The organism is Streptomyces sp. NPDC028314, from assembly GCF_055565795.1.
Genome location: NZ_JBVHTP010000005.1, coordinates 400,897 through 424,884, shown reverse-complemented (window position 1 = coordinate 424,884; position 23,988 = coordinate 400,897). Strand labels below are relative to the sequence as shown.

At 72.7% G+C, this 23,988-nt stretch carries 23 protein-coding genes, 1 tRNA gene and 3 pseudogenes; 16 read left to right on the top strand and 11 right to left on the bottom strand.

The features are described from left to right. Positions 1-40 precede the first annotated feature (40 nt). The 4 genes from ACZ4TG_RS15385 to ACZ4TG_RS15370 are packed head-to-tail and all read left to right on the top strand — an operon-like array spanning position 41 to position 5,234. A complete protein-coding gene (locus tag ACZ4TG_RS15385) occupies positions 41-1,507 on the top strand; it encodes a multicopper oxidase family protein (RefSeq protein ID WP_468162656.1) in 1,467 nt (488 codons plus the stop codon). 51 nt (positions 1,508-1,558) lie between these two features. After that, the gene (locus ACZ4TG_RS15380; protein WP_468162654.1) at positions 1,559-3,151 is read left to right on the top strand and encodes a class I adenylate-forming enzyme family protein; all 1,593 of its coding nucleotides are present in this window, start codon (positions 1,559-1,561) and stop codon (positions 3,149-3,151) included. A gap of 52 nt (positions 3,152-3,203) precedes the next feature. Beyond that, positions 3,204-4,109 (top strand): 2-amino-3,7-dideoxy-D-threo-hept-6-ulosonate synthase, encoded by a 906-nt coding sequence (locus tag ACZ4TG_RS15375; RefSeq protein ID WP_468162652.1) that lies wholly within the window; start codon positions 3,204-3,206, stop codon positions 4,107-4,109. Positions 4,110-4,124: 15 nt separating this feature from the next. Next, a complete protein-coding gene (locus tag ACZ4TG_RS15370; RefSeq protein ID WP_468162650.1) occupies positions 4,125-5,234 on the top strand; it encodes a 3-dehydroquinate synthase II family protein in 1,110 nt (369 codons plus the stop codon). A gap of 95 nt (positions 5,235-5,329) precedes the next feature. Here ACZ4TG_RS15370 and ACZ4TG_RS15365 read toward each other — a convergent pair whose 3' ends face one another. After that, positions 5,330-5,935 (bottom strand): LuxR C-terminal-related transcriptional regulator, encoded by a 606-nt coding sequence (locus ACZ4TG_RS15365; protein ID WP_468162648.1) that lies wholly within the window; start codon positions 5,933-5,935, stop codon positions 5,330-5,332. Between the two features lie 133 nt (positions 5,936-6,068). Beyond that, complete coding sequence (locus ACZ4TG_RS15360) at positions 6,069-6,566, bottom strand: KR domain-containing protein (RefSeq protein WP_468162646.1); 498 nt, start codon at positions 6,564-6,566, stop codon at positions 6,069-6,071. Positions 6,567-6,740: 174 nt separating this feature from the next. Between ACZ4TG_RS15360 and ACZ4TG_RS15355 the strand changes: the two genes are divergently transcribed. Further along, positions 6,741-7,685 carry a helix-turn-helix transcriptional regulator gene (locus tag ACZ4TG_RS15355; RefSeq protein WP_468162644.1) on the top strand — a complete coding sequence of 315 codons (945 nt, stop codon included), beginning with the start codon at positions 6,741-6,743 and terminating at the stop codon, positions 7,683-7,685. 41 nt (positions 7,686-7,726) lie between these two features. On the opposite strand, the gene ACZ4TG_RS15350 is transcribed toward ACZ4TG_RS15355, so the two are convergent. Together ACZ4TG_RS15350 and ACZ4TG_RS15345 are read right to left on the bottom strand one after the other, a co-directional pair. Beyond that, positions 7,727-7,978 (bottom strand): hypothetical protein, encoded by a 252-nt coding sequence (locus ACZ4TG_RS15350; protein WP_468162642.1) that lies wholly within the window; start codon positions 7,976-7,978, stop codon positions 7,727-7,729. A 412-nt stretch (positions 7,979-8,390) separates the two neighbouring features. Beyond that, positions 8,391-9,542 (bottom strand): ferritin-like domain-containing protein, encoded by a 1,152-nt coding sequence (locus tag ACZ4TG_RS15345; protein WP_468162640.1) that lies wholly within the window; start codon positions 9,540-9,542, stop codon positions 8,391-8,393. Between the two features lie 186 nt (positions 9,543-9,728). Here ACZ4TG_RS15345 and ACZ4TG_RS15340 point away from each other — a divergent pair, with 186 nt between their 5' ends. Genes ACZ4TG_RS15340 through ACZ4TG_RS15330 form a run of 3 tightly spaced genes read left to right on the top strand, consistent with a single transcriptional unit; the run spans position 9,729 to position 11,696 of the window. Beyond that, the gene (locus tag ACZ4TG_RS15340) at positions 9,729-10,667 is read left to right on the top strand and encodes an AurF N-oxygenase family protein (protein WP_468162638.1); all 939 of its coding nucleotides are present in this window, start codon (positions 9,729-9,731) and stop codon (positions 10,665-10,667) included. A gap of 29 nt (positions 10,668-10,696) precedes the next feature. Then, positions 10,697-11,410 (top strand): TetR/AcrR family transcriptional regulator, encoded by a 714-nt coding sequence (locus tag ACZ4TG_RS15335; protein WP_468162636.1) that lies wholly within the window; start codon positions 10,697-10,699, stop codon positions 11,408-11,410. Between the two features lie 10 nt (positions 11,411-11,420). After that, the gene (locus tag ACZ4TG_RS15330; protein ID WP_468162634.1) at positions 11,421-11,696 is read left to right on the top strand and encodes a hypothetical protein; all 276 of its coding nucleotides are present in this window, start codon (positions 11,421-11,423) and stop codon (positions 11,694-11,696) included. Between the two features lie 214 nt (positions 11,697-11,910). Here ACZ4TG_RS15330 and ACZ4TG_RS15325 read toward each other — a convergent pair whose 3' ends face one another. The 3 genes from ACZ4TG_RS15325 to ACZ4TG_RS15315 form a co-directional block, all read right to left on the bottom strand. Then, a complete protein-coding gene (locus ACZ4TG_RS15325; protein WP_468162632.1) occupies positions 11,911-13,161 on the bottom strand; it encodes a histidine kinase dimerization/phospho-acceptor domain-containing protein in 1,251 nt (416 codons plus the stop codon). Then, positions 13,158-13,916: a hypothetical protein gene (locus ACZ4TG_RS15320; RefSeq protein ID WP_468162630.1), complete on the bottom strand. Its 759-nt coding sequence runs from the start codon at positions 13,914-13,916 to the stop codon at positions 13,158-13,160. The genes ACZ4TG_RS15325 and ACZ4TG_RS15320 overlap by 4 nt, the downstream gene beginning before the upstream one ends. Before the next feature lie 178 nt (positions 13,917-14,094). Further along, a complete protein-coding gene (locus ACZ4TG_RS15315; protein WP_468162628.1) occupies positions 14,095-14,727 on the bottom strand; it encodes a hypothetical protein in 633 nt (210 codons plus the stop codon). A 449-nt stretch (positions 14,728-15,176) separates the two neighbouring features. Between ACZ4TG_RS15315 and ACZ4TG_RS15310 the strand changes: the two genes are divergently transcribed. The 4 genes from ACZ4TG_RS15310 (at position 15,177) to ACZ4TG_RS15295 (ending at position 19,188) form a co-directional block, all read left to right on the top strand. After that, complete coding sequence (locus ACZ4TG_RS15310) at positions 15,177-16,022, top strand: nuclease-related domain-containing protein (RefSeq protein WP_468162626.1); 846 nt, start codon at positions 15,177-15,179, stop codon at positions 16,020-16,022. Between the two features lie 76 nt (positions 16,023-16,098). Beyond that, a complete protein-coding gene (ku, locus tag ACZ4TG_RS15305) occupies positions 16,099-17,196 on the top strand; it encodes a non-homologous end joining protein Ku (RefSeq protein ID WP_468162624.1) in 1,098 nt (365 codons plus the stop codon). Between the two features lie 217 nt (positions 17,197-17,413). Continuing rightward, positions 17,414-18,298, top strand: a complete 885-nt coding sequence (gene ligD / locus ACZ4TG_RS15300) for a non-homologous end-joining DNA ligase (protein WP_468162622.1) — start codon at positions 17,414-17,416, stop codon at positions 18,296-18,298. Beyond that, positions 18,295-19,188 carry an ATP-dependent DNA ligase gene (locus ACZ4TG_RS15295; protein ID WP_468162620.1) on the top strand — a complete coding sequence of 298 codons (894 nt, stop codon included), beginning with the start codon at positions 18,295-18,297 and terminating at the stop codon, positions 19,186-19,188. The genes ligD and ACZ4TG_RS15295 overlap by 4 nt, the downstream gene beginning before the upstream one ends. Positions 19,189-19,251: 63 nt before the next feature. Here ACZ4TG_RS15295 and ACZ4TG_RS15290 read toward each other — a convergent pair whose 3' ends face one another. Together ACZ4TG_RS15290 and ACZ4TG_RS15285 are read right to left on the bottom strand one after the other, a co-directional pair. Then, positions 19,252-19,656 carry a DUF6479 family protein gene (locus ACZ4TG_RS15290; protein ID WP_468162618.1) on the bottom strand — a complete coding sequence of 135 codons (405 nt, stop codon included), beginning with the start codon at positions 19,654-19,656 and terminating at the stop codon, positions 19,252-19,254. Between the two features lie 342 nt (positions 19,657-19,998). Next, positions 19,999-20,913: an XdhC family protein gene (locus ACZ4TG_RS15285; protein WP_468162616.1), complete on the bottom strand. Its 915-nt coding sequence runs from the start codon at positions 20,911-20,913 to the stop codon at positions 19,999-20,001. Between the two features lie 318 nt (positions 20,914-21,231). Here ACZ4TG_RS15285 and ACZ4TG_RS15280 point away from each other — a divergent pair. The 3 genes and pseudogenes from ACZ4TG_RS15280 to ACZ4TG_RS15270 form a co-directional block, all read left to right on the top strand. Beyond that, positions 21,232-21,870: pseudogene (locus tag ACZ4TG_RS15280) on the top strand (phosphoribosyltransferase); the annotation flags it as partial. A gap of 383 nt (positions 21,871-22,253) precedes the next feature. Then, positions 22,254-22,637 carry a DUF6083 domain-containing protein gene (locus tag ACZ4TG_RS15275; RefSeq protein ID WP_468162614.1) on the top strand — a complete coding sequence of 128 codons (384 nt, stop codon included), beginning with the start codon at positions 22,254-22,256 and terminating at the stop codon, positions 22,635-22,637. Beyond that, positions 22,619-23,068: a nuclease-related domain-containing protein gene (locus ACZ4TG_RS15270; protein ID WP_468162612.1), complete on the top strand. Its 450-nt coding sequence runs from the start codon at positions 22,619-22,621 to the stop codon at positions 23,066-23,068. Before ACZ4TG_RS15275 ends, ACZ4TG_RS15270 begins: the two co-directional genes overlap by 19 nt. 43 nt (positions 23,069-23,111) lie before the next feature. On the opposite strand, the pseudogene ACZ4TG_RS15265 reads toward ACZ4TG_RS15270, so the two are convergent. After that, a pseudogene (locus ACZ4TG_RS15265) lies at positions 23,112-23,383 on the bottom strand (YdcF family protein); the annotation flags it as partial. Positions 23,384-23,495: 112 nt separating this feature from the next. On the opposite strand from ACZ4TG_RS15265, the pseudogene ACZ4TG_RS15260 reads away from it, so the two are divergent. Beyond that, positions 23,496-23,654: pseudogene (locus ACZ4TG_RS15260) on the top strand (tyrosine-type recombinase/integrase); the annotation flags it as partial. 217 nt (positions 23,655-23,871) lie between these two features. Here ACZ4TG_RS15260 and ACZ4TG_RS15255 read toward each other — a convergent pair. Further along, positions 23,872-23,943, bottom strand: a tRNA-Arg gene (locus tag ACZ4TG_RS15255). Positions 23,944-23,988: the final 45 nt, after the last annotated feature.

The following is a 23,988-nucleotide window of genomic DNA, read 5'->3' as shown; positions in this document are numbered from 1 at the left end:
CCCTTCACTCACTTCATGCGCAGGACGTAAGGAAGTTCCCGTGCTCACTCGTCGTCATGCAATCAGTCTCGGCCTCACCGTGGGCGGCCTCGGCGCGGTCGGCGCCGCGGGCGGGCTCTTCCAGACGCTCGTCGCCAGCGGTACGGCCCAGGCCGCCCAGAGCGGCGCCAAGGCGGCCGCGCCGCTCACGCCGTTCACCGTGCCCTTCGTGACACCACCGGTGCTCAGACCCACGCTGAGCACCAGGGGCATCGACTACTACAACGTCCGGATGGCCCGTACCAGCCACGAGATCCTCCCGGGCACCCGCACCGACCTGATGACCTACAACGGGTCCTTCCCGGGCCCCACGATCCGGACCCGCCGCGGGCGCACCGCCGTGGTCCGCCAGTTCAACGCGCTCGACATGCCCACCTCCGTGCACCTGCACGGCGGCAACAACCCCGTCTCGATGGACGGCGGGATGATGGACACCATCGCCCCGGGCCGCAGCAGGACGTACGTGTACGCCAACGACCAGCCGGCGGCGACGCTGTGGACGCACGACCACGCGCACCACATGGAGTCCGAGCACGTCTACCGGGGCCTGTCGGCCGCCTACCTGCTCGCCGACGACACCGAGGACGCCCTCGGGCTGCCCTCCGGGAAGTACGACGTGCCGGTGGTGATCCGCGACGGCCACTTCGACGCGAACGCCGCCCTGCTCTACACGATGGACGACGCCTTCAACCGGACCACGATCCTGGTCAACGGCAAGCCGTGGCCCGTGATGAAGGTGGAGGGCCGCAAGTACCGGTTCCGCCTGATCAACTCCTGCAACCTGCGGATCTTCGTACTGCGCCTGAGCGACGCGAGCCTCATGACGCACGTCGGCGGCGACGGCGGCCTGCTGCCCGCCCCGGCGAAGATGCCCGTCGCCGTCCTGTCCCCGGGCGAACGCGCCGACATCGTCCTGGACTTCTCCCAGTACGCGCCCGGCACCCAGCTCGTCCTGGAGAACCTGGTGGGCCCCGGCCCGGCCGAGCTCGTCGGCAAGGTCATGCGCTTCGACGTCGGCGAGAAGACGCCCGACGACAGCCGGGTGCCGGACGTGCTGCTCCCGCAGGCGCCGCTGCCCAAGCCGACCGTGGAGCGCTCCTTCACGCTGAAGATGGACCCCGACGCCGCGACCGGCGCCGGCGCGCTCATCAACGGCAAGCTCTTCGACCCGGCCCGGATAGACACCGAGATCGCCTGGGGCTCGACCGAGGTCTGGACGGTCAGCAACATCAGCACCGAGGTCCCGCACAACTTCCACGTGCACCTCGCGCCGTTCCGCATCCTCGAACGCGACGGCCAGCCGGTCGCCCCGACCGAGGGCGGCCTCAAGGACACGGTCATGCTCTGGCCCGGCCAGAGCGCGAAGCTCCAGCTCACCTTCAACTCGCACCGCGGGGTCTACCCGTACCACTGCCACATGATCGACCACTCCGCCATGGGAATGATGGCGCAGATGAAGATCACCTGACGATCCGTCACCCATCCCGAAATCCCGAGCCTTCCGGAAAGGAGGGAACACATGGCCACCCCAAGCAGCCCGTACGTACGGCGCATCCTCGACGTGCTGGAGCAGGACCGGGCCCGCACCGTCCTGCACCGACGCGAGGCCGGCCGGGACACCAGCGTCGCGGCGGGTGAACTGGCCGACTCCGTCCTCGGTACCACCGCCCTGCTGCACGCCCACGGCATCGGCCACTCCGACACCGTGGGCGTCCTGACCGGCCCCAACCACCCCCTGATGCTCAGCGCGCGCTACGGGATCCACCTCCTGGGGGCCACGTCCGTCTACGTACGCTCGATGAACCCCCGCACCGACACCGAGACCTTCTCGCTCGCCACGCAGACCGAGCTGCTGCGCGACACCGGGGCCCTGCTGCTCCTGGTGGACGAGGAGAGCGCCGAACGCGGGCGCTGGCTCGCGCACCGGATGCCGGAACTCACCGTCCTGCCCATCCCCTGGGAGCGGCCGCCCGAGGCCGCACTGCCCCTGCGCTTCCCGCCCGTGCGGGCCGACGACCTCTGCGTCGTCGACTTCACCAGCGGCAGCACCGGCCGGCCCAGGATGGTGGCGCAGCGCTACGGCACCCGCGAGGAGCTGGTGGAGCGGCTCGCACACGGCCTCGATCCCCGGGGACCCGCGACCCTGCTCTCCGTCACCCCCATCAGCCACACGACGGCGCCGATGGCCGACGCCGTGCTCTCCACGGGCGGGGTCGTCGTCATGCACGAGGGCTTCGAGGCCGGGGAGGTGCTGCGGGCGTTCGAGGAACGCCGGGTCACCGACGTGTACCTCGCCGTGCCCCACCTCTACCGGCTGCTCGACCACCCGGACGCCGCCGCCACCGACCTGAGCTCGCTGCGCCGCATCACCTACAGCGGCACCCCCGCGGCCCCCGCCCGGGTGGCCCGGGCCGTCGAGCTCTTCGGGGACGTGCTCATCCAGGTGTACGGCACCACGGAGGCGGGCGGCATCAGCAGCCTCAACCCGCTCGACCACCGGGAACCGGAACTGCTCGGCTCGGTGGGCCGGCCGTTCCCCTGGGTCTGCGTGGACATCCGGGCCCCCGGCTCGGACACCGCGGCCGAACGCGGCCAGAGCGGCGAGATCTGGGTGAACTCGCCCACCATCACGGCCGGCTACCTCGACGACGAGGAGCTGACCGGGACGGTGCTGCGCGACGGCTGGCTGCGCACCGGGGACCTCGGGCACTGGGACGCGTACGGCTACCTGCGGCTCGACGGGCGGATCGGGCAGGTCATCAAGCACGGCGGCCTCAAGCTCGACCCGGCCGACATCGAGGCGGCGCTGCTGCGCCATCCACAGGTGAGCCAGGCGGTCGTCTACGGAGTCTGCGACCGCGACCTGGTCGAACAGGTGCACGCGGCGGTCGAGCTCACCGGCGGGGCCACCCAGACCTCCTGCGACCTGAAGGGGTTCGTCTCGGCCGTGCTCACCCCCGAGCACGTCCCGGCCTGCATCTCGTTCTGGCCGCAGATCCCGCTCACCGCCTCGGGGAAACCGGACCGCACCTACCTGCGGGCCGTGACCGCCCCGACCGAAGACTCCCCGGGCAGCCTTGCCCGCCCGGGGCCCCGTCACGCCGTCGCGTGACGGCCCCTGCGCACCCCGGCCAGCCAGGGCGCGCAACGAGAAAGGGCACTCCATGACAAATTACGGGCATTTTGCCCGGTCACTCAGGCTCAGGCGGCTCTACCGCCACAGCACCGCAGGGTTGATGATCACCCCACTCGACCACTCGATCCACGACGGTCCGCTGGTGCCCAAGGGCACCACGCTCGACCACCTGGCGGGCCAGATCGCGGCCGGCGGATCGGACGCCGTCGTCCTGCACAAGGGCAGCGTCCGGCACATCAGCCCGGAGCGGTTCGCCGCGATGTCGCTGATCATCCACCTCAACGCGAGCACCAGCCAGGCACTCGACCCGAACGCCAAGTACGTCGTCACCGACGTCGAGGAGGCCCTGCGCCTCGGGGCCGACGCGGTCAGCGTGCACGTCAACCTCGGCTCCGACGACGAACGCCAGCAGATCGGGGACCTCGGGCGCATCGCGGACGCGTGCGACCGCTGGAACCTGCCTCTGCTCGCCATGGTGTACCCGCGCGGGCCTCGGATCCACGACCCCCGCGACCCGGAGGTCGTGGCACACGCGGTGACCATCGCCGCCGACCTCGGCGCCGACCTGGTCAAGACCGTCTTCCTCGGCTCCACCGCCGAAATGCTCGACCTGACGGCCGCCTGCCCCGTGCCGGTGCTCGTCGCGGGCGGACCGGCGCTGGACGCGGAGGAGGACGTCCTGGACTACGTGCGCGCCGCGATCGCCGGCGGCGCGGGCGGCGTGGCCATGGGACGCAACATCTTCCAGGCCGCGGACCCCAGGGGGCTCGCCTTCAAGGTGGCCCGCATCGTGCACCACTTCCCGGAACAGCACTTCGCGCCGGGCACCTTCACCCCCGGCGCACCCGCCGATCCCGGCATCACCGGTGCCCACCGGTTCGTCGACGAACGGCTCACCCCCGCCCATCTCGAAGACTCTCTTTCGACCATCTGACAGGAGGTCCGCATCATGTCGGACGCCAAACTCTGCTGGCTTGACATCCGGGACGCCGGTCCCGCCACCGCCGCCGTACTGGAGGAGGCGCTGCACCAGAAGATCGACGGCGTGGTCGCCGCCGACCCGGCCGTCTTCGACGGTCTGCCCCCGACCGTCAAGAAGGTCCTGCTCTTCGAGGACGGCCAGGTCCCGGCCGGCCTCGGCACCGCCGACCTGGTGGTCGTCCCCGGCGGCAAGGAGGCCCGTGCCGAACTCGCCCTGGCCCACCCCGACGTGGAGTTCGGCCGGTACGTCGAGATCACCGACGCGGACTCGCTGGAGGACGCCTGCCTCTCGGCCCGCCTGGAGGCCTGGAGCGTGCTGCGCTTCCGCGACCCCACGAAGATCCCGCTGGAGATCGTCATCGCCGCCGCGGCCGGCGCCCCCGGCTCGATCATCACCACCGCCGCCGACCAGGAGGAGGCCGAGATCGTCTACGGCGTCCTCGAACTCGGCTCCGACGGCGTCCTCATGGCGGGCTCGCGGGTCGGCGACGCCACCGCGCTCCGTACGGCGGCCACCTCCCGCAGCGGTGAGATCTCGCTGGTGGAGCTGACCGTCACGGCCGCCACCCACATCGGCATGGGAGACCGCGCCTGCGTCGACACCACGACCCACTTCCGCAAGGACGAGGGCATCCTGGTCGGCTCGCACTCCAAGGGCATGGTGCTCTGCGTCAGCGAGACCCACCCGCTGCCGTACATGCCGACGCGCCCCTTCCGGGTCAACGCCGGCGCGCTGCACTCGTACACCGTCTCGCAGGGCGGCCGGACGAACTACCTCAGCGAGCTGCACGCGGGCAGCACCGTCCTGGCCGTCGACGTGGCCGGGCGCACCCGTCCCGTCAGCGTCGGCCGCGTCAAGATCGAGACCCGGCCGCTCATCTCCATCGACGCGGTGGCGCCGAACGGGCAGTCGGTCAACCTGATCCTCCAGGACGACTGGCACGTCCGGGTCCTCGGCCCCGGCGCGTCCGTCCTCAACAGCACGGAGCTGAAGCCGGGCGACACGATCCTCGGGCACCTGCCGACGGCGGACCGCCACGTCGGCTACCCGATCAACGAGTTCTGCCTGGAGAAGTAGTACCCGCGCGATCGGCGCGCGCGGCATCCCGTCTAGCCCCGGCACGCTCCGTGCCGGGGCCGGCGTGCGTGCGGGCCGGGCCGGCCCGCCGGGTCTCACAGCCACCCGTGCTCCCCGGCGATGCGCGCCGCGTCGAAGCGGTTGCGGCCGCCGAGCTTCTTCATCGCCGCCGAGGTCACGTTGCGTACGGTGCCCGTGGCCAGGTAGAGCTCTCCCGCGATCTCCCGCACGGTGGCGCCGCCCGCCGTCAGCCGCAGTACGTCCATCTCCCGCACGCTCAGCGCGGTGTCCGTGTCGGCCGGCGGTCTCATCAGCGCCGGGTCCACGGTGAGACAGCCGCCCGCGACCCCCATCAGCGTGGTGATCAGCTGCGGGATCCGCGCGTTCTTCGGTACGAGCCCCAGCGCGCCCGCCGCCACGGCCCGTTCGACCACCGCGGGCGTGGCCGCGCCCACCATGATCGCCACCCCGCACCACTGGTGCAGCGAGCGGACCTCGGTGGCCACTTTCAGGGCCTTGCCGCCCATGGTGCTCTCGCTCAGCAGCAGCACCGTCGGACGGTGCCGCTCGACGGCGGGCAGCACCGCCTCCGGCGCCGTGGCGAGCCCCACGACGTCCAGACCGTCCGCCCGGTTGAGCGTTTCGGCGAACGCCTCCAGGACCAGCTGGTGATCGCCGGCGACGACGACTCGTACGGACATGACACGACCCCCGGACTCGGATGCAGAAGGTACGGACCGGCCGTGAGGGCCGGGCGGTGGCTGGGACGGTGGACGGTTGCGGGTCCGGCCGGCGCTCGTCGGCTCCCACGGGTTGCTACGGGTCTTCGCGGATTCAGTGCGCGCCGGCGACCAGCAGCTGCGAGACCACGGACTCGGCGAGCTCCTCGTGGCTCACCTCCTCGGACAGCGTGACCTCGATGTGTCGCGCCCCCGGCGGCAGCACCCCCGACAGCAGCCCCGACGCGCCCCGGAACAGCTCGACCAGCGTGCGGCCGGCCGAGGCCGGGGCCAGCACCACGACGGCTGCGGTGACGGGCCCCATGTCCGCCGCGATCTGCGCCGGCAGCTCCCGTACCGCCTCCGGCCGGTCCACGTCCGCCCGGTACGGCAGCGCCACCAGACCCAGCGCGGCGAGCTCCTTGCACAGGAAGGCGGCGTTGGCCGCCGCGTCGTCCGCGCGCTCCCGGTGACCCGCCCCCACCACGGCGACGGAGGCGCCGGCCAGGCACAGCCGACGGGTGAGCACCCGGCCGATTCCGATGGTTGCGTCGACCACCAGAACGGTGCTGCGGGCCAGCGGCAAATCTGCCGAGGGCGCTGAGTAGGACACGAGAAACCCCCTAGGGATGGGCTGTTGCCCGCGGCGAGGTTGGCCTGGAGTCGCATCCACCTGTCGAGGAGAACGAACAACGGGTACCGTGCGGGATGCCGTTCAGGCGTGGTTCGAATACGGGGAGAACGCCACGTGGACGAGGTTTTGGAACTTGATCAGCAAACGCTGGGCGTGTACCGGGCAATCCTTTTCCACCGGGAGCACGACCCCGACAAACTGGCCGAACTGCTCGACAGCACGGCCGAAGACGTACAACGGGCCCTCGACAAGCTGGCCCAGCTCTCCCTGCTCGCCTCCTCGCGGGAGGCGCCCGGACGACTGCGCCCGGTCAACCCCTCGCTCGGCCTGAAAGTGCTGCTCCAGCGGGAGCAGCGCGAACTGGCCTCGCGGCAGCAGCGGATCGAGCAGAGCCGCGCCGCGCTGGCCGCCCTCGCGGCGGAGTACACGGCTTCGAGCTGGTCGGGCACGCTCGACGGGACGGAGCACCTGGACACCGTCGACGAGATCCGCATCCGCCTCGAATCGCTCTCGGAATCCTGCATGCGGGAGGCGCTCGCCTTCCACCCGGTCAACACCGTCACCCAGGAGTCCATCGAGGCGGGCCGGCCGCTCAACGAGCGCGCGATGGCGCGCGGTGTGCGGTTCCGGACCATCTACCTGGACAGCGTGGCCAACGACCGCGTGACCAAGAGCCATGCCCAGTGGATGGCCGAGCGCAACTGCGAGGTGCGGACTTCCCCCACCCTGCCGATGCGCCTGCTCATCGTCGACACCACGGCCGCGATCGTCGCGGGCCTGCCCGGCCAGGCCCAGCCGTCCGCCCTGCTGTTCAGCAGCGAGCCGGTCGTCCTGGCGATGCGGGCGCTCTTCGAGGCGTACTGGGAGCATTCGAGCTCCTTCGACGGTCCCGGGGAGGCCACCACCGTCGGGCTGACGCCGCAGGAGCGGAAGCTGCTGCGGCTGCTCGCCACGGGCCTCACCGACGAGGCCGTGGCGCGCGCCCTGGGTATCGGCGTACGCACCGAACGGCGCATCGTCGCCGACCTGATGGACCGTCTCGGAGCGTCGAGCCGCTTCGAAGCCGGGGTGCTGGCGGCCCGCCGCGAGTGGATCTGACGCGGCGGCGGCCCACGTCACCCGCGCGGCCGGGGCGGTGCTCACGGCTTCTTCGGGGCGCCCCAGACGAAGTCGTCCGGGTTGTCGGTGAGGCACTGCGGGATGTTCAGGTCGGCGCAGGGGAGTTCGGGGATGAAGTGCATCGGCGGGACCCAGACGAAGTCGTCGGTGCCGGTGACGACGGGGGCGGTCGAGGGTCCGGCAGCCTCGGCCGGGGCTGCCCAGAGCAGGGCGCTCAGCGCGGTCGCGGCGACGGTGGTGGCAACAGCGGTACAGCGAGCGATGGAAATCATGGTGTTTGTCCCCCAATAGACAAGACTGGTGCAGTGCGGCTGTTCCTGCTCGGTGCGGGAGGTGCTGCGTTGCGGGGCGCCTGAGGTGCCTTTGGCGCCCGTGCTGTCGGCGGGTTCCTGAGGCCCTCGACTGCATGACCAAAGGAAATCACCACCGGGGCCATCGGACCCTGGTTTGGCGGGGCCAGGAAGCTGCCTGGCAGGAGGCTGCCCGCCCGTGACCCGGTGTTCTCCGGTCGCCGCTACGAAAACCGCAGGTGGGGGCAGGTGCGGCAGCTTGTGGCCCGGAACTGCCGGGGGACTGCCGGGGCGCTGCCGCTGGACTGCCGCTGGGGGACGGGTGGGGCGGGGGAGGAATTCCGGTGCGGTGACGCCGGAATTCCGCTCGGCCCGCGGTCGAACGGCCCTGGGGCTACGCCGGATCGCCGGTGGCCTGGTCCGCGATCCCGGCGCCCTCCGCGATGGCTGCGCCCTCCGCGATGGCTGCGCCGACCTCCGCCACCCGGTCGCGCTCCTCGGTCTCGAACCGCTCGCGGTCCAGGGCCTCGGCGATCTCCTCGTCCTGGCTCATCAGCAGGTCCAGGTTGGAGTTGCCCATCTCGAAGACCCCCATGTCGAGGTACGCCTTCTGGAGCCGCTCGCCCCACAGCCCGATGTCCTTGACGCACGGCACGATCCGGCTGAAGAGCAGCTTGCGGAACAGGTGCAGGAACTCCGACTGCTCGCTGAACTCCTCCGCCTCCTTGCGCGGGACGCCGAAGTTCTCCAGCACCTCCACCCCGCGCAGCCGGTCCCGCATCAGGTGGCAGCCCTCGATCACGAACTCCTCGCGCTCGCGCAGCTCGGCTTCCGTCAGCTGCTTGTAGTAGTCCCGCAGCGCCATCCGCCCGAAAGCCACGTGGCGGGCCTCGTCCTGCATCACGTACGCGAGGATCTGCTTCGGCAGCGGCTTGTCGGTCGTGTCGCGGATCATCCCGAACGCCGCGAGCGCCAGCCCCTCGATGAGCACCTGCATGCCCAGGTACGGCATGTCCCAGCGGGAGTCGCGCAGGGTGTCGCCCAGCAGTCCCTGGAGGCTGTCGTTGATCGGGTAGAGCATCCCGACCTTCTCGTGCAGGAAACGGCCGAAGATCTCCGCGTGCCGGGCCTCGTCCATGGTCTGGGTGGCGGAGTAGAACTTCGCGTCGAGGTCCGGTACGGACTCCACGATGCGCGCAGCGCAGACCATCGCGCCCTGCTCGCCGTGCAGGAACTGGCTGAAGTTCCAGGCGGTGTAGTGCCGGCGCAGTTCGCCCTTGTCCTTCTCGGTGAGCTTGGCCCAGTGCCGGGTGCCGTAGAGCGTCAGCACCTGGTCCGGGGTGCCGAGCGGATCGTACGGGTCCACCTCCAGGTCCCAGGCGATGCGCTTGGCGCCGTCCCACTGCTTGTCCTTGCCCTTCTGGTACAGGGCGAGCAGCCGTTCCCGGCCGCCGTCGTACTCCCAGCTGAAGCGGGCCGCGCCGGAGGCCGGAACCTGCCAGACGCCCTCGCCCGGGTCCTTGGTGTAGAGCTCGTGCGTCGACATTGACGCCCCTTCGTCTCACGTACTTCCGTACAGGACTGGACAGTTGGCAGCGTCACACGTTGGTAGACACGGGGTCAACAAGTCGTGCGCGGGGGATTGACGACCTTGCTGACAAGCAGTCTCATAAGCAGTGACCGCTGGTAACCCCCGGCGGCGACCCCATACGACGGGCGAGGTGCCCCCGCGATGACGACCACGACCGACCGCACGGATCGCCGGGTCCTGCAGGACGCGCTCGGCCTCCTCAAGGACCGCGAACAGATCGCCGAACGACTGCTCGAATCCTCGGCCAAGCACTCCTTCGACCCCGACAAGGAACTCGACTGGGACGCCCCGCCGGTCGACGGCAAGTACTACTGGCCCCCCGAGCTGCTCTCCCTCTACGACACCCCGCTGTGGAAGAAGATGGGGGAGGAGCAGCGCATCGACCTCTCCCGCCACGAGGCGGCGGCGCTGGGCTCGCTCGGCATCTGGTTCGAGATCATCCTGATGCAACTGCTGGTCCGGCACATCTACGACAAATCCCTGACCAGCAATCACGTCCGCTACGCACTCACCGAGATAGCCGACGAGTGCCGCCACTCCATGATGTTCGCCCGCATGATCCAGAAGGGCGGCGCCCCCGAGTACCCGGTCTCCCGGACCAACCACAACCTCGCGCGCATCCTCAAGACCGTCTCCACCACCCCCGGCTCCTTCGCCTGCACCCTGCTCGGCGAGGAGATCCTGGACTGGATGCAGCGCCTGACCTTCCCCGACGAGCGCATCCAGCCGCTCGTCCGCGGCGTGACCCGCATCCACGTCATCGAAGAGGCCCGGCACGTCCGCTACGCCCGCGAGGAGCTGCGCCGCCAGATGCTGACGGCCCCGCGCTGGGAGCAGGAACTCACCCGGATCAGCTGCGGCGAGGCCGCCCGCGTCTTCTCGCTGGCCTTCGTCAACCCCCAGGTCTACGAGAACATCGGCCTCGACCGCCGCGAAGCCGTCGCCCAGGTCAAGGCGAGCGGCCACCGGCGCGAGGTCATGCAGACCGGCGCCAAGCGGCTCACCGACTTCCTCGACGACATCGGCGTCCTGCGCGGGGTCGGCCGCCGGCTCTGGCAGAGCTCCGGACTCCTGGCCTGAGCCGGCACCCGTGGGGTTACCCTGCGGACATGACCGTACCCGCGTACCGCAGGCTGAGCGTCGAGGAGCGACGGGCACAGCTCCTCGACGCCGCCCTCACGCTGTTCGCGCACCGGGCGCCGGAGGAGGTCTCGCTGGACGACGTGGCCGAGGCCGCCGGGGTCTCGCGCCCGCTCGTCTACCGCTACTTCCCGGGCGGCAAGCAGCAGCTCTACGAAGCCGCCCTGCGCTCGGCGGCGGAACTCCTGGAGCAGTGCTTCGCCGAACCCCAGGCCGGCCCCCTCACCCAGCGGCTGTCCCGCGCCCTGGACCGCTACCTGGCCTTCGTCGACGAACACGACGCCGGCTTCTCTGCCCTCCTCCAGGGCGGCAGCGTGGTCGAAACCTCCCGCACCACCGCCACGGTGGACGGCATCCGGCGGGCCGCCGCGCAGCAGATCCTCCTCCACCTCGGCGTACCGGCCCCGGGCCCGCGGCTGCGCATGATGGTCCGCACCTGGATCACCGCCGTGGAGGCCGCCTCGCTGATCTGGATCGACGAGGGCAAGCAGCCCGACGTCGGCTCGCTCCGCGACTGGCTGCTGGACCAGTTCGTCGCCCTCCTCACCGCCACCGCCGCCACCGACCCCGAGACGGCCGCCGCCGCGCGGGCCGCCCTCGCCCTGGAATCGGCGGACGGCCCGGTCGGGGTACTGGCCCGGCGCGTGATCCCCGTGGTCTCCGAGGCGGCCCACCTGCTGTGACACTGGAGCGGTGAGAAGCCAACCCACCCCGTTCGAGGGCGGCCCGATGGACGGCCGGACCCTCCCGATCCTCCTCGGCCCGACCGGCCACCCCCCGAAGTGGTACGAGATCCCGGTCCCGGCCCCGGACGGCGGCGCCCCGACGGTCCTGCTGTACGAACGCGTCCCGGCGGGCTACTCGAAGCGGCTGGGCCTCCAGAAGGGCTGGAAGTACACCTTCGTCGAGTCCGGCACCAAGCCGAAACTCCGCTGGCCCTGGACCAAACCCCAACCCCCGACGCCCTGAAGTGGTCCCGCGGGACCGGGTTCATCCGGGTCCATCCGGCGTCAGACGACGAACGACCGGGCCACCGCCCCAGCCCCGCCGGCGCTTGAGGCCGGAAGCGACGGCGCCGCAGAGGGCCACCCCACCCCAGCGGCCAGCGCACCGGCGCCGCAGCCGAATCGGCACGCCGCCGCGCGGCAAACGAACCCGGCCCGGCGGGGCAAGGCCGAACCCGTCAGACGCCCGGCCAGGGCAGTGTCACGACCGCCTCCGCCCCGCCCCCCACCCCCCGCCGGAACTCCAGCCGCCCCCCGAGCACCTCGGCCTGCCCGGCCGCGATGGTCAGCCCCAGCCCGTGCCCCTTCCCCGGCCCGACCGCCCCGCTGCGGAACCGCTGCGGCCCGTGCGCCACCAGGTAGTCCGGGTAGCCGTCCCCGTGGTCCCGCACCGTCAGCACCGGCCCGTCCACCGTCAGGACCACCGGCGCCCGCCCGTGCTGGTGGGCGTTCGCCACCAGGTTCCCCAGCACCCGCTCCAGCCGCCGCCGGTCCGTCTCCACGTGCGCGTCCCGGACGACGACCACCTCGGTGTTCGTCCCCGACGCCCGCACCACCCTGCGCGCCAGCCCGGCCAGCTGGTGCAGGTCGGTCTCCACCACCTCGCTGCCCGAGTCCAGCCGCGAGATCTCCAGCAGGTCCTCCGTCAGCTGCCGCATCGTCCGTACCCGCTCCCGTACCAGCTCCGTGGCCCGCCCCTCCGGCAGTAGCTCCGACGCCGCCTGCAACCCGGTCAGCGGTGTCCGCAGCTCGTGCGCCACGTCCGCCGTGAACCGCTGCTCGCTCATCAGCTTCCCCTGCAGGCTGCCCGCCATCGTGTCCAGCGCACCCGCCACCGTCGCCACCTCGTCCTGGTGCCGCGAGGGGTCCTTCGTACGGGGGTCGCCCACCCGCGCGTCCAGGTCCCCCTGGCTGATCCGCCGCGCCACCGTCGCCGTCTGGTGCAGCCGCCGCGTCACCCGCGTCACGGCGAAGGCCCCCACCAGCAGCGTTCCGCCGAGGGCCAGCAGGGAGGAGCCGATGATCGCGTTGTCCAGGCCCCGGATGGTCCGCGCGCTCTGGCCGTAGTCGACGACGGTGGCCAGCGCCCGCCCGTCCGCCGGGGCGGCCGCCCACATCGCGGTCCGGCCCCCGTAATCGGCCACCGCCGTCCCCCGCTGCCCGCTCACCGCCAGCTCGCGCAGCGACGCCGGCAGTCCCGCCGGATCCAGCCCCGAACCGGGCGGCAGCGCCTCACCCGCCTCGTACGCCCGCGCGGCGTCGTGCAGTTTGCCCAGGGCCTTGTCCCGCGCCGTCGCCACCGTCTGACGGGTCACCTCCACGTGCACCAGCACGCCCAGCACCGCCGCCAGCGAGCAGCACATGAGCACGATGAAGCACGCCGACTTCCAGGTCAGCGTCGCGGTCCACCCGGGCAGCCGGAACCTCACGGCGAAGCCGTGCCCGCGCTCGGGTCCGCGCCCGCCGGTGCCGGTGCCGGCACCGACGCCGATGCGCGTGCAGGGGCCGGCACCCGTACGATCTGCTCCCGCGTCGGCAGCATGCTGCGCTGCTTCGCGTCCCAGGACCAGGCGGTGATCAGCTCGTAGCCGTGGTTGCCGCTCGGCACCCGCAGGATCACGTCCCGGCCGGCCAGCTCCACGCCGATCACCGTGTCGGTGGTCGCCATGATCCGGTTGAGCCGCCCGTCGGGGTCCGCCGTGTAGGCCCGTACGGAGAGCACCTTGTCGGGCAGTTCGATCCCGACGACGAGCTCGTCCTTCCCGTTCCCCGTCAGGTCCCGGTAGTAGGGGGCCAGCACCGGGCACTTCGCCTGCCCGGCCGCCCCCTCTCCGCACGCCCTGATCGCGGCGGCGGTTTCCCGGGGCATCCCGTCCGGCCCGACGTCGGCGTCCGGGCGTGCCCGCAGCTCCGCCTGGACCAGGGCCACCGGGTCCACGCCGCGCACGTTCTGGTCCTTGACCCGCGGCAGGCCCTGTACGTACTCGGGCGGCGCGCCCGCCGGATCCGCGGGCGGTACGACGGCCCCAGGGCGTTCGGGCCACAGGTGTACGGGTCCGCTCGCCGTCGGGGTCGGCCCGGCGGCGGCCAGGTCACCGGTGTCGCCGCAGCCGGCCAGCAGCGGCAGCAGGGCGGGCAACAGGGCGGCCAGGACGGCGCCCGTCCGGACGGGGAGCGTTCTCACGGCGGGCGGGTCATCCTCTCCGCGGCGGGCCGGGGGCGGTCGGTCTCCCGTCAACCTTATGCAGAGGTACACCCTTTTTGCCCGCCTGTCCGGCGGGCGGACACCGGGGCCGGACACGCGCCCGGATTCCCGCCGGACCGGCCGACCGGGGCTCTCCCGGGCCGCCACCCGCCAGCCGTTACCCGTCCGAGCGCCCGCGCCGCAGCATCGCGAAGCCCAGCCCGGCGGCGCCGACGGCCGCGATCCCGCCGCCCGCCGCGATCAGCAGGACGCCGTCGCCCGGCCCGTCGGCCAGCGTGTTCAGGCGCAGCGTCCCGGCCGCCCCGGTCCGGGTCCCGCTGCCGGTCCCCGCCCCGGCCGGACCGGAGGCCGGCGCCGACGCGGGCCCCTCCGCCGAGGCGGGCACGGCGCGGGTCCCGGTCTTGTGGCCCTCGCCGTCGACGGCGTGCGTCGCCCCGCCGTCCGGGCGGGTGTCGCCCACCCAGGAGGAGAGCCGGCCGTCGGCCTGGAGCGCGACGTGCAGCCCGCCGGTACCGCCGACCCCGGGGGCGCCGTCGCGGCTGGCCAGTGTGGCGACGCGGGAGCCGCCGCGCAGGATCTCCGCCTCGTACGCGTCCTTGGCGACCCGGTAGACCCGCGCCGTGGACGCGCCGTCCGCCAGGGACAGGCTCTTGACCAGCGTCCGCTGCCCGGCCGAGGCGGCCGGCACCCCGTCCGCGAGCGCGGCGGCCGTGGGCGCCGCCAGCAGGCTGCCGGCGCATGCGGTCACGGCGGCTGCGCGAACGAGGGTGCGACGGCTGACGGTGTTCACGGGAAGTCCTTCGGTGCTGGTCAGGGCCTGGCGTGTCCAGGTGGCATAAACGTAGGCGCCCGTCGTTGCAGTACAGCGGTGCTTTTGTAACAGCGAGCCAGCGAGGACCCGTCGGAGTCGTTACACAGCCCGTTACACGCCTCGATGACCGGCTGGAGAACGTCGACGCCGCGGTCGCGCGGGGAACGACTCGGCGTCCACCACCGCGAGCCGGAGGATCTCCGCGAGCCGGTGAGCTTCCTGTTCGACGGCCGGTGACCGCCACCCCTCCGCCTCGGCCGCACCATCGAACGAGACGACCCCGAGGAAACGAGCGCGGGAGGTGCCCGGCAGCGCCCCGCGCCGGCGGCGGACGCTCCCCGCGGCCCGCCGATTCGAACTGCTCGACTCCACCGGGGGATTGCCCGGCGGCGCCCCGCCTGCTCCCATGGACGGCGGGGGTGAGGACGATGTCCGGACTCAAGGTGCTGCCCAGCGGCCGGCCCGGCCGCGGCCGGCTGTACGTGAACCTGCCCGACGGCCGGGCGGTGGCCTGGTACGACCGGCGGACCAACCGCGTCAGCCTGCTCTCGGACAGCGACCGGGACGAGGTGCTGGCCGCCCTGCGCCCCTACCTGTCCGGTGAATACACGGTCGGCCCGCCCCCGGTCCCCACGGCTGCGGACCGGCTGCGCCTGGCCCTGCCCCCCGACGCGGACCTGGCCCCGAACCGCCCGGGGGAGCCCCTCCTGGGCGAGCTGGCGTACGGCTCCCCGGGTACCAGAGCCCGGCACCGGATCCGCCAGGAGCTCCAGGCCCTCCAGCTGATGGGCGCCGAGCTCGACGCCCTGGAGGCGGTGGGCTGCCGGGTGCTCCACGCCGTCCCGCTGCCCGGTGGCGGCCTGATCGACCACCTGCTCATCGGCCCGCCCGGCGTCTTCTGCGTCCGCACCGTCCCCGGCCGCCGCCAGCGCGCCCGGATCGGGGACCTGCTGCTCACCGTGGGCCGCGCCGAACCCCGCCCGGACCCCCGCCTCGCCCGCGCCGCGGCCGCGTACGCCGGGCGCGCCCTGGAGGCGCCGGTGACCCCGGCCCTGGCCCTGGTCGAGGCCTCCCGCGTCGAGGCGGCCCCCACCCTCCGCGACGTCCGGATCCTCCAACCCGGCACAGCCGTCGCCGACTTCGCCTCCGCCGCCGCCACCCTCAAGCCCCCGGACGTCGAAGCCCTCTTCGCCCTCGCCCGCGACACCCGCACCTGGCTGCGGCCCGCCCCGCGGGGCCGCCGGCCCCGGCGGCGGGCTCCGGCGGCCGACTGAGGGGCCGCCCCGGCGTCGAGTGTCGCGCTCCCCCTCCTCGGCTTAGCCTGAGGTTCTCCCAGGGAAGGAGCGCGGTATGAGAGCGACCTGGAAGGGGGCCATTTCGTTCGGGCTGGTCACGATCCCGGTGCAGCTCTTCACGGCCACGGAGGAGCACGACATCCCGCTCCGCCAGGTGCACGAGAAGGACGCCTCCCGGGTCCGCCTGCGGCGCGTGTGCGAGGCCGAGGACGTGGAGATCCCGTACCAGGAGATCGCCAAGGGGTACGAGGCCCCGGACGGCAGCATGATCATGCTGACCGACGAGGACCTCGCCGACCTCCCCCTTCCCAGCAAGAAGCTCATCGACGTGCTGGCCTTCGTCGACGCCGGGACCATCGACCCGCTGATGTTCTCGAAGGCCTACTACGTCGGTACCTCCGACCGTGCCGCGGCCAAGCCGTACGCCCTGCTCCGGGAGGCCCTGACCGAGTCCGGGCAGATCGCCGTCACGAAGATCGCCATCCGTTCCAGGGAGTCGCTCGCGGTGCTGCGCGTACACGAGGACACCCTGGTGCTCCAGACCTGCCTCTGGCCCGACGAGGTCCGTCCCGCGGCCGGCATCACGCCGGAGGGGGACGTGACGATCCGCCCCCAGGAGCTCCAGATGGCCAGGTCGCTCATGGACATGCTCTCCCAGGACTTCGACCTGTCCGCGATGCACGACGAGTACCAGGACGCCCTCCAGCAGGTCATCGAGGCCCGGCTGCAGGGCATCGAACCGCCGCACGGCGAGGAGGAGGCCGCCCCGGCGAGCGGCAAGGTCATCGACCTCATGGCCGCACTGGAGAACAGCGTCCGCGCGGCCCGGGAATCGCGCGGCGAGCGGCCCGCCGCCGAGGGGGAGACGGAGGCCGAGGTCCGGACGCTGCCCGTGCGCGGGACCGCGAAGAAGGCCACGGGCGCGAGGACGGCCCCGGCCAGGAAGGCCACCGGCTCCGCGGCGAAGAAGTCCGCCGCCTCGCCCAAGGACACCGGCGGGAAGAAGACCACCGCCGCCGCGAAGAAGACCGCCACCGGAACGCGGTCCACGGCGAAGACGGCCACGAAGAAGACCGCGACGAAGAGCACCGCCAAGTCCACGGCGAAGACCGCCACGGCGAAGAAGACCACGAAGCGCGCGGCCTCCGCCTGACCCGTCCGCCTGACCCGTCCGCCGGGCCCGGACCGCCCCCACCCGCTGATCCCGTTCGGCCGCCCGGGCGGAGCCGCGTCGCCGCCCGAGGAGCCGCCGCGCCACCCGGGGGAGCCGCCCCGCCACCCGGGGGAGCCGCCCCGCCCCGCCACCCGCCCGGCCCCGCGCCGCCCGGCCCGACAGCCCGTTTCCTCCCGATCCGTGGGAGTCTGCTCGTATGGCGCCGATCACGATGGTGGAGGGGCGTCGCATCTCGCTCAGCAACCTGGACAAGGTCATCTACCCGGAGACCGGATTCACCAAGGGCGAGGTGCTGCACTACTACGCCACCGTCGCGGGTTCGCTGCTGGCCCACATCCACGACCGGCCGGTGTCGTTCCTGCGGTATCCCGACGGCCCGGACGGCCAGCTCTTCTTCACCAAGAACCCGCCGCCCGGCACCCCCGCCTGGGTCAAGGCCACCCCCGTGCCCCGCTCCGAGGACCTCACGGCCGAGCAGGTGGTCGTCGCCGACCTGCCCACCCTCATGTGGGCGGCCAACCTCGTCGTCGAGTTCCACACCCACCAGTGGCCGGCGGACGCCCCCGGCATCGCCGACCGGATGGTCCTCGACCTGGACCCCGGCCCGCCCGCCACCGTCGTCGAGTGCTGCGCCGCCGCCCTCTGGCTGCGCGAGCGGCTCGCCGCCGACGGCCTGCTCGCCTGCGTGAAGACCTCCGGCTCCAAGGGACTCCACATGGCCGTGCCCCTGGAGCCGACCCCGTCCGAGCGCGTGTCCGCGTACGCCAAGACCCTCGCCCAGGAGGCCGAGCGCGAGCTGCCCGAGCTCGTGGTGCACCGGATGGCCAAGGCGCTGCGCCCCGGCAAGGTCTTCGTCGACCACAGCCAGAACGCCGCGGCCAAGACCACCGCCGCCCCGTACACGCTGCGCGCACGGCCCCGCCCCACCGTCTCCGCACCCGTCTCCTGGGCCGAGGTCGAGGCCTGCCGGGACCCCGCCGCCCTGGTCTTCCTCGCCGACGACATCGCGCCCCGGCTGGCCCGCGACGGCGATCTCTTCGGCCCGCTGACCGACCCGGACCGGGCCGGAAGGCTGCCGTGACCACGGTCCGCGTCGCGCTCGCCGCCGCCGTGCGCAGCCTTCCGCGCGCGCCCGGCCTGGCGTACGAGCCGAAGTTCGACGGTCACCGGCTCGTCATCCTGCGCACGGCCGACGACGTGGTGCTCCAGGCCCGGTCCGGGCGGATCGTCACGGGTGCCTTCCCCGATCTGGCGGCGGCGGCCCGCCTGTTGCCCGCCGGGACCGTCCTCGACGGTGAGGTGGTCGTCTGGCACGCGGGCCGGACCGACTTCGCGCTGGTCCAGCGGCGGGCGGCCGCCACACCGGCCCGGGCCGCCGTGCTCGCGCAGAGCCTGCCGGCCTCGTACGCGGCGTTCGACGTGCTGGAACTGGCCGGGCTGGACGTGCGCGCCCGCCCGTACGAACGGCGCCGCGCGCTCCTGGTCGACCTGCTGCTCCCGCTCGGCCCGCCGCTCCAGCCCGTACCGATGACCACCGACCCGGAGCTGGCCGCGACCTGGTACGAGACCCTGCCCTCCAGCGGTATCGAGGGCCTGGTCGTCAAACGCCTGGACCAGGCCTACCCGGCCGGCCGGCGCGGCTGGCAGAAACTGCGCCACACCGAGGTCCGGGACGCGGCTGCGGTCGGCTACACCGGCACCCCGCGCCGCCCGCTCGCCCTGGTGCTGGTGCTCCCGGGCGAGGACGAGGAGCCGCTGGTGTCGAGCCCGCTGTCCCCGGGGCTGCGCACCGAGCTGGCGGCGGCCGTGGCCGCCCGCGCGCAGACGGCCCCCTCGGGGGCGACCGTCACCGCCATCGGGCTCGGCGAGGTGCCGTTCCGGCCGCTCGATCCGCCGCTGGCGGCGGAGGTGCGCCACACCTCGCTACGGCATCCGCCGCCGGAGGTGCTCAGGCTGCGGACAGACCCCTGACCGCTGGGGTCAGAGGCCTGTCCGCAGGTACGGGTGCGGGGGGCGGGGTGCGGGCCGGCCGGGTCAGGCGGGCTTGACGCCGCCCAGTGGCGGTACGGTCGGGGGCTGCTCCGTCGGCGGCCGTGGATTGGGGTGCTCGTACCCGGACTCCCGCTCGGTCCGGGCGTCCTCCTGGTGGCTGTGGGTCCTGGAGCCGAAGTTGCCGTAGCCCTGCATCTCGTGCGGGCGCAGGCCCGCTTCGGGGAACTCCACGGCTTCCCGCTCCTCCGAGACCTCGTGCACCGCACCGCCGTCCGGCAGGTGGGGCTGGCTCTCGGGGCTGGGTGGTGCGGGCTCGTGCTCGCGGACCCGCTTGCCCAGGATGAAGCCGCCGAGCAGGAAGCCGACCACGAGCAGTCCTACGACCAGGAACCACGCGATGTTGGTCAGGGTCCTGTCCAACGCGATGTACGTCAGGGTCGTGTCCATATGTCATAGTTTCCCGCATTGTCGGCTGATTCACACGGGCAGCCGAAGAAAGCCCCGGGAACGGCCGGGAACTCCGGGCCCCCGGGGCACAGCCCCGCAGCCCTGCGGCCTGCCGACTCCCGGACCCTCAGCCCTGCGGCCTGCCCGCTCCGGGGCTCCCGGTCCACCGGACCCCCAGCCTCCCGGCTCCCGCCTCCCGGACCCTCAGCCCGGTTAACCTCCCGGCTCCCGGACCCGCAGCCGCGCGGCCTCCAGGGCCCGCAGCCCGGTAACCTCCCGGCCTCCCGGCCTCCCGGGCCCCCGGCCCCGCAGCCCTCCCCGGCCGCTCGCTCCCTCAGCCCCTCAGCCCCGCAGCGGCCCGTCGGAGTCCCGGAGCCCCCCGGCGTCCCTGCCGCCGAGCACCCCGAGGATCTCGGCGCAGATGGCCATCGCCGTCTCCGCAGGGGTCTTGGCCCCGAGGTCCAGGCCGATCGGCCCGTGCACCCGCGCCAGTTCCGCCTCGCTCACCCCGGCCGCGACCAGCCCCTCGCGGCGCCGGGCGGTGGTCCGGCGGGAGCCCAGCGCACCGACGTACGGGATGCCGAGCGCGAGCGCGGTCCGCAGCGTCGGCACGTCGAAGTCCGGCTCGTGGCTCAGCAGCACCAGGCAGGCGGCGTCCCGGTGCGCGGTCAGCACCTTCTCGGCCTCGGCCGCCGAGTCCACGGCCACCGCGCCCCACTCCAGCAGCGCGGCCTGCCTGGCGATGATCTCGCTCAGCTCACCCGCGCCCCCGATCACCACCTGCGGCGCCGACGGGTACGCCTCCACGAGCACCAGCCCGGAACCCCCGTACAGCGCGTCCCGCCCGGGCCGCCGGGTGGCCAGCAGCTCCCCGGCCCGCCGCGCGGCGTCGTCGGCGGGAGCGTCGACGGCCCGCACCACCTCGCTCACCGCCCGGTCCGCGGCGTCGCTCAGCCGGGTCACCAGCGCCACCCCGGCCCCCTGACCCAGCAACTCCCACCACTCGCCCGGGATCGAAGCCAGCGGCTGCAGCAGCACCTCCGCCTGCCCGCCACAGGTCAGCCTTGCCTCGACCGCCTCCCCGGCCCCGACCGACAGGTCGCACACCCGCGCGGTGTCCCCGCCCCCCAGGGACTCCGCCTCGGCAACGAGCTCGGCGTCGAAGACCCCCCGGTACAGGGCCCCGGCACACTCCCCGCGCGCGTCCACCAGCACCGCCCCGGCCGGATCCCGCGGCCCGAACCCCTGCTCGGTCACGGGACGCGCCAGATACCTGCCGCCCCTCGGCCACCCACTGCCGCGCCGTCTCCACCAGCTCACGCATCGCGTCCGCCCCATCTCATCGTCAGAGCCCGCCACACAGCACCTGGCCAGCGGCGCAAGGTGGCCTCGAAACCAACCTACGCATCCTCCCCGCCCCTCCCCACCCCCCGAAACCCACAGACCCGGCCCCACTCCCCTCGTACAGACCACCGGACCGACCACCGGACCGACTTGCGCGAAGGCGGCCCGGGAGGTTGGTTCGAAGTACGCGAAACCGAACGCGCGAACCGAGCACGCTGGGGTGACCCGCACATGCTGTTCACCGACCGCGAGGACGCGGGACGAAGACTGGGCGAGCTCCTGCTGGAGTACGCGGCTTCCGGCCCGGTGGTCCTGGGCCTGCCCCGGGGCGGAGTACCGGTGGCCTTCCAGGTGGCCCGGGCCCTGGGCGCCCCCCTCGACGTGATCGTCGTCCGCAAGCTCGGGGTCCCGTTCCAGCCCGAGCTGGCGTTCGGCGCCATCGGCGAGGGCGGCGTACGGGTGATCAGCGACGACATCGTCCGCCGCGGCCGGCTCACCCCGCAGGACATCGCGGCCGTGGAGGAGGCCGAACAGCGCGAGCTCGCCCGCCGCGCCGAGCGCTACCGCGTCGGGCGCCCGAAGCTGGACCTCGCCGCCCGGACGGTGATCGTGGTCGACGACGGCATCGCGACCGGCGCCACCGCCACCGCCGCCTGCCAGGTCGTACGGGCCCAGCACGCGGCCCGCGTGGTGATGGCGGCTCCGGTGGCCGCCCCGGACGCACTCGCCCGCCTGCGCACCGTGGCCGACGAGGTGGTCTGCCCCTCGGCCCCGCCCGCCTTCTCCTCCGTGGGCCAGTGGTACCGCAACTTCACCCAGACCCCGGACGACGAGGTCATCACCCTCCTCTCCGCAGCCGCGCACCCGCCCCCCGAAGCCTGAGCGACGCGAGCGCCGCCGACACTGGGTCCGCCAAGTACCGTGCCGGGCCGAGCGCATGAAACCGTGGCCCGCTGTTTCCGCGACAGCGACGACTGCAGGCGGCCCCAGTTCGACGGCCGGCGCAACGGCGTGAGCATGACAGAGCTCGATCGAGCCTCGCCCACCCAACGGGAGCCATGCTCGGACGAGTTGCCGGAAGGACAGCCCCCGGTACGAGGGGGCCACGTGGAGTCTCAGCCGCGCGTCGTCGGGCCCCAGTTGCCGGTCGCACCTGCCGGGGCGTGCCTCGTTTCACCGAAGGCCGACTGCACCACCCGTCCCGTCCGATTCGCGCTCTTCGCACCGGCCGCCGGGATGCCGATCCTCACGGTATGGGGGCTTTCGAAGAGCGGGCGCGCCGGCTGTCGGGCGGGCAGTCGCGCTGCCCGCACTGCGGCCTGTTCGCGGATCGCGTGGCAACGCTGGAGCATGACTGGGTGATGCTGGAGCCGGACATGCGGCCGTTGGCCCACACGGTTCCGGCGGAGCACCGGTGGATAGAGGTGTCCGACGGGCGGGTAACCGTCTACGGCGCGTGCCCGCCGGATCCCTTCCAGCGGTGCCGCATCGAGCACCGCCTCACCTGCCCGGCACAACCGCTGCCGGACCTATGGCCGTGGCTGACGGCGCTCCGCGCCGAGAACGGACGACGGGCGCACCGCCAAACAAACCCGAACCCCCCACACCCCACGGAGGATTGGCCGAACGCCGGCTGACCCTGGGCTGGCGGGTGCTTCACGGCATCGAGAAGGGGAACGGCGGCGACATCGACCACCTGCTGATCGGCCCTGGCGGCGTGTTCAGCATCAACACCAAGAACCACCGGGGTGCCTCGGTCTGGGTCGGCGACTCGATGGCCAAAATCAACGGCGGGAAGCCGCGGCCGTACGCTGCGGCAAGCCAGGCTGAGGCGGACTTCGTACGGGGCGTGCTGGGGAGGTACTGCGCCTTCAAGGTGCCTGTCGAACCCGTCCTGGTCTTCGTCGGCATCACGTCCCTGGATCGGGCGGCGACGCAGTACACCGTTCGCATCTACCAAGAGCGTGAGGTGGCGTCCCTGGGTCCGCTCACAGGCAAGCTCACCCCGGCGCAGGTGGAGCAGGTGTACACCGTCGCTCGTCACCGGCGCGTCTGGCTCCGGGCCTGACCCGGCGCATCCCGCAAGAGCCGACTCGTGAAGCCTTGCCGGCGACGTACTCGTCCAGCGTCATCGGGCTGGAAGCACTGACGATCTCGACCCCGGGCCGCAGCTTCGCGCTGTGGCGTACGCGCGTCGCTCCTCGTACGGCTTGGTGATCAGCAGCACGAAGGAGACGTCGACACCCGCCTCTTCGAGTGGTTCTCGGCTCAAGTGGATGTTCTCACCCGTGTTCCGAGCGCGCGGCTCCACGAGCACGGCCGAGCTGGGCACCGCGAGCTCCAACGCCCGCTCGCGGTAATGGACGGCCTCTGCGCGGGGCATTTCGGCTCCGGGTGGGGCACGGCTCTGTTTCATCGGACCCGGCCGAGCGTGGGTGAGCAGTGCTCACGACGACCGACGGAAGGCTGTTCTCAGCGAGGCCGGGGGAGCGGTGCACTCGGTGCTGTCCACGTGGCTCAGTGCCGGGGTCGACCCCACCGAGGTTGCCGAGCAGGCAGGAGGTGTTGCCTCAGTCGGTACGCGAAGTGCCTCGACGGGCGGCCACGAGGTGGCCAACCGTCGGATCGAAGATCTGCTGCGCGAGTACGAGTGATCGTGAGGGAGTGGAGATATGCCGCGAGGCTTTGGAGCTGTCCGGGGGCCTTCGGCGTTCCCGGGGCTGATCTGGGCCGATGGGCCAAGATCCTGTCCGCGAATAGGCCGCAGGGGCTGTCATACGGCTGCGTGCGGCGGCAGTTGGCTGCGCATACGCGAAGACCCCGTCTCAGCGTTGCCGCTGATGGCGGGGTCTTTGGGCACTTCCTGCGAAGTGCCCCCGGCAGGATTCGAACCTGCGCACACGGCTCCGGAGGCCGTTGCTCTATCCCCTGAGCTACGGGGGCGTGTCGTCCGCGCTGCGGCGACGGGTTGAACACTACCAGCTTCCG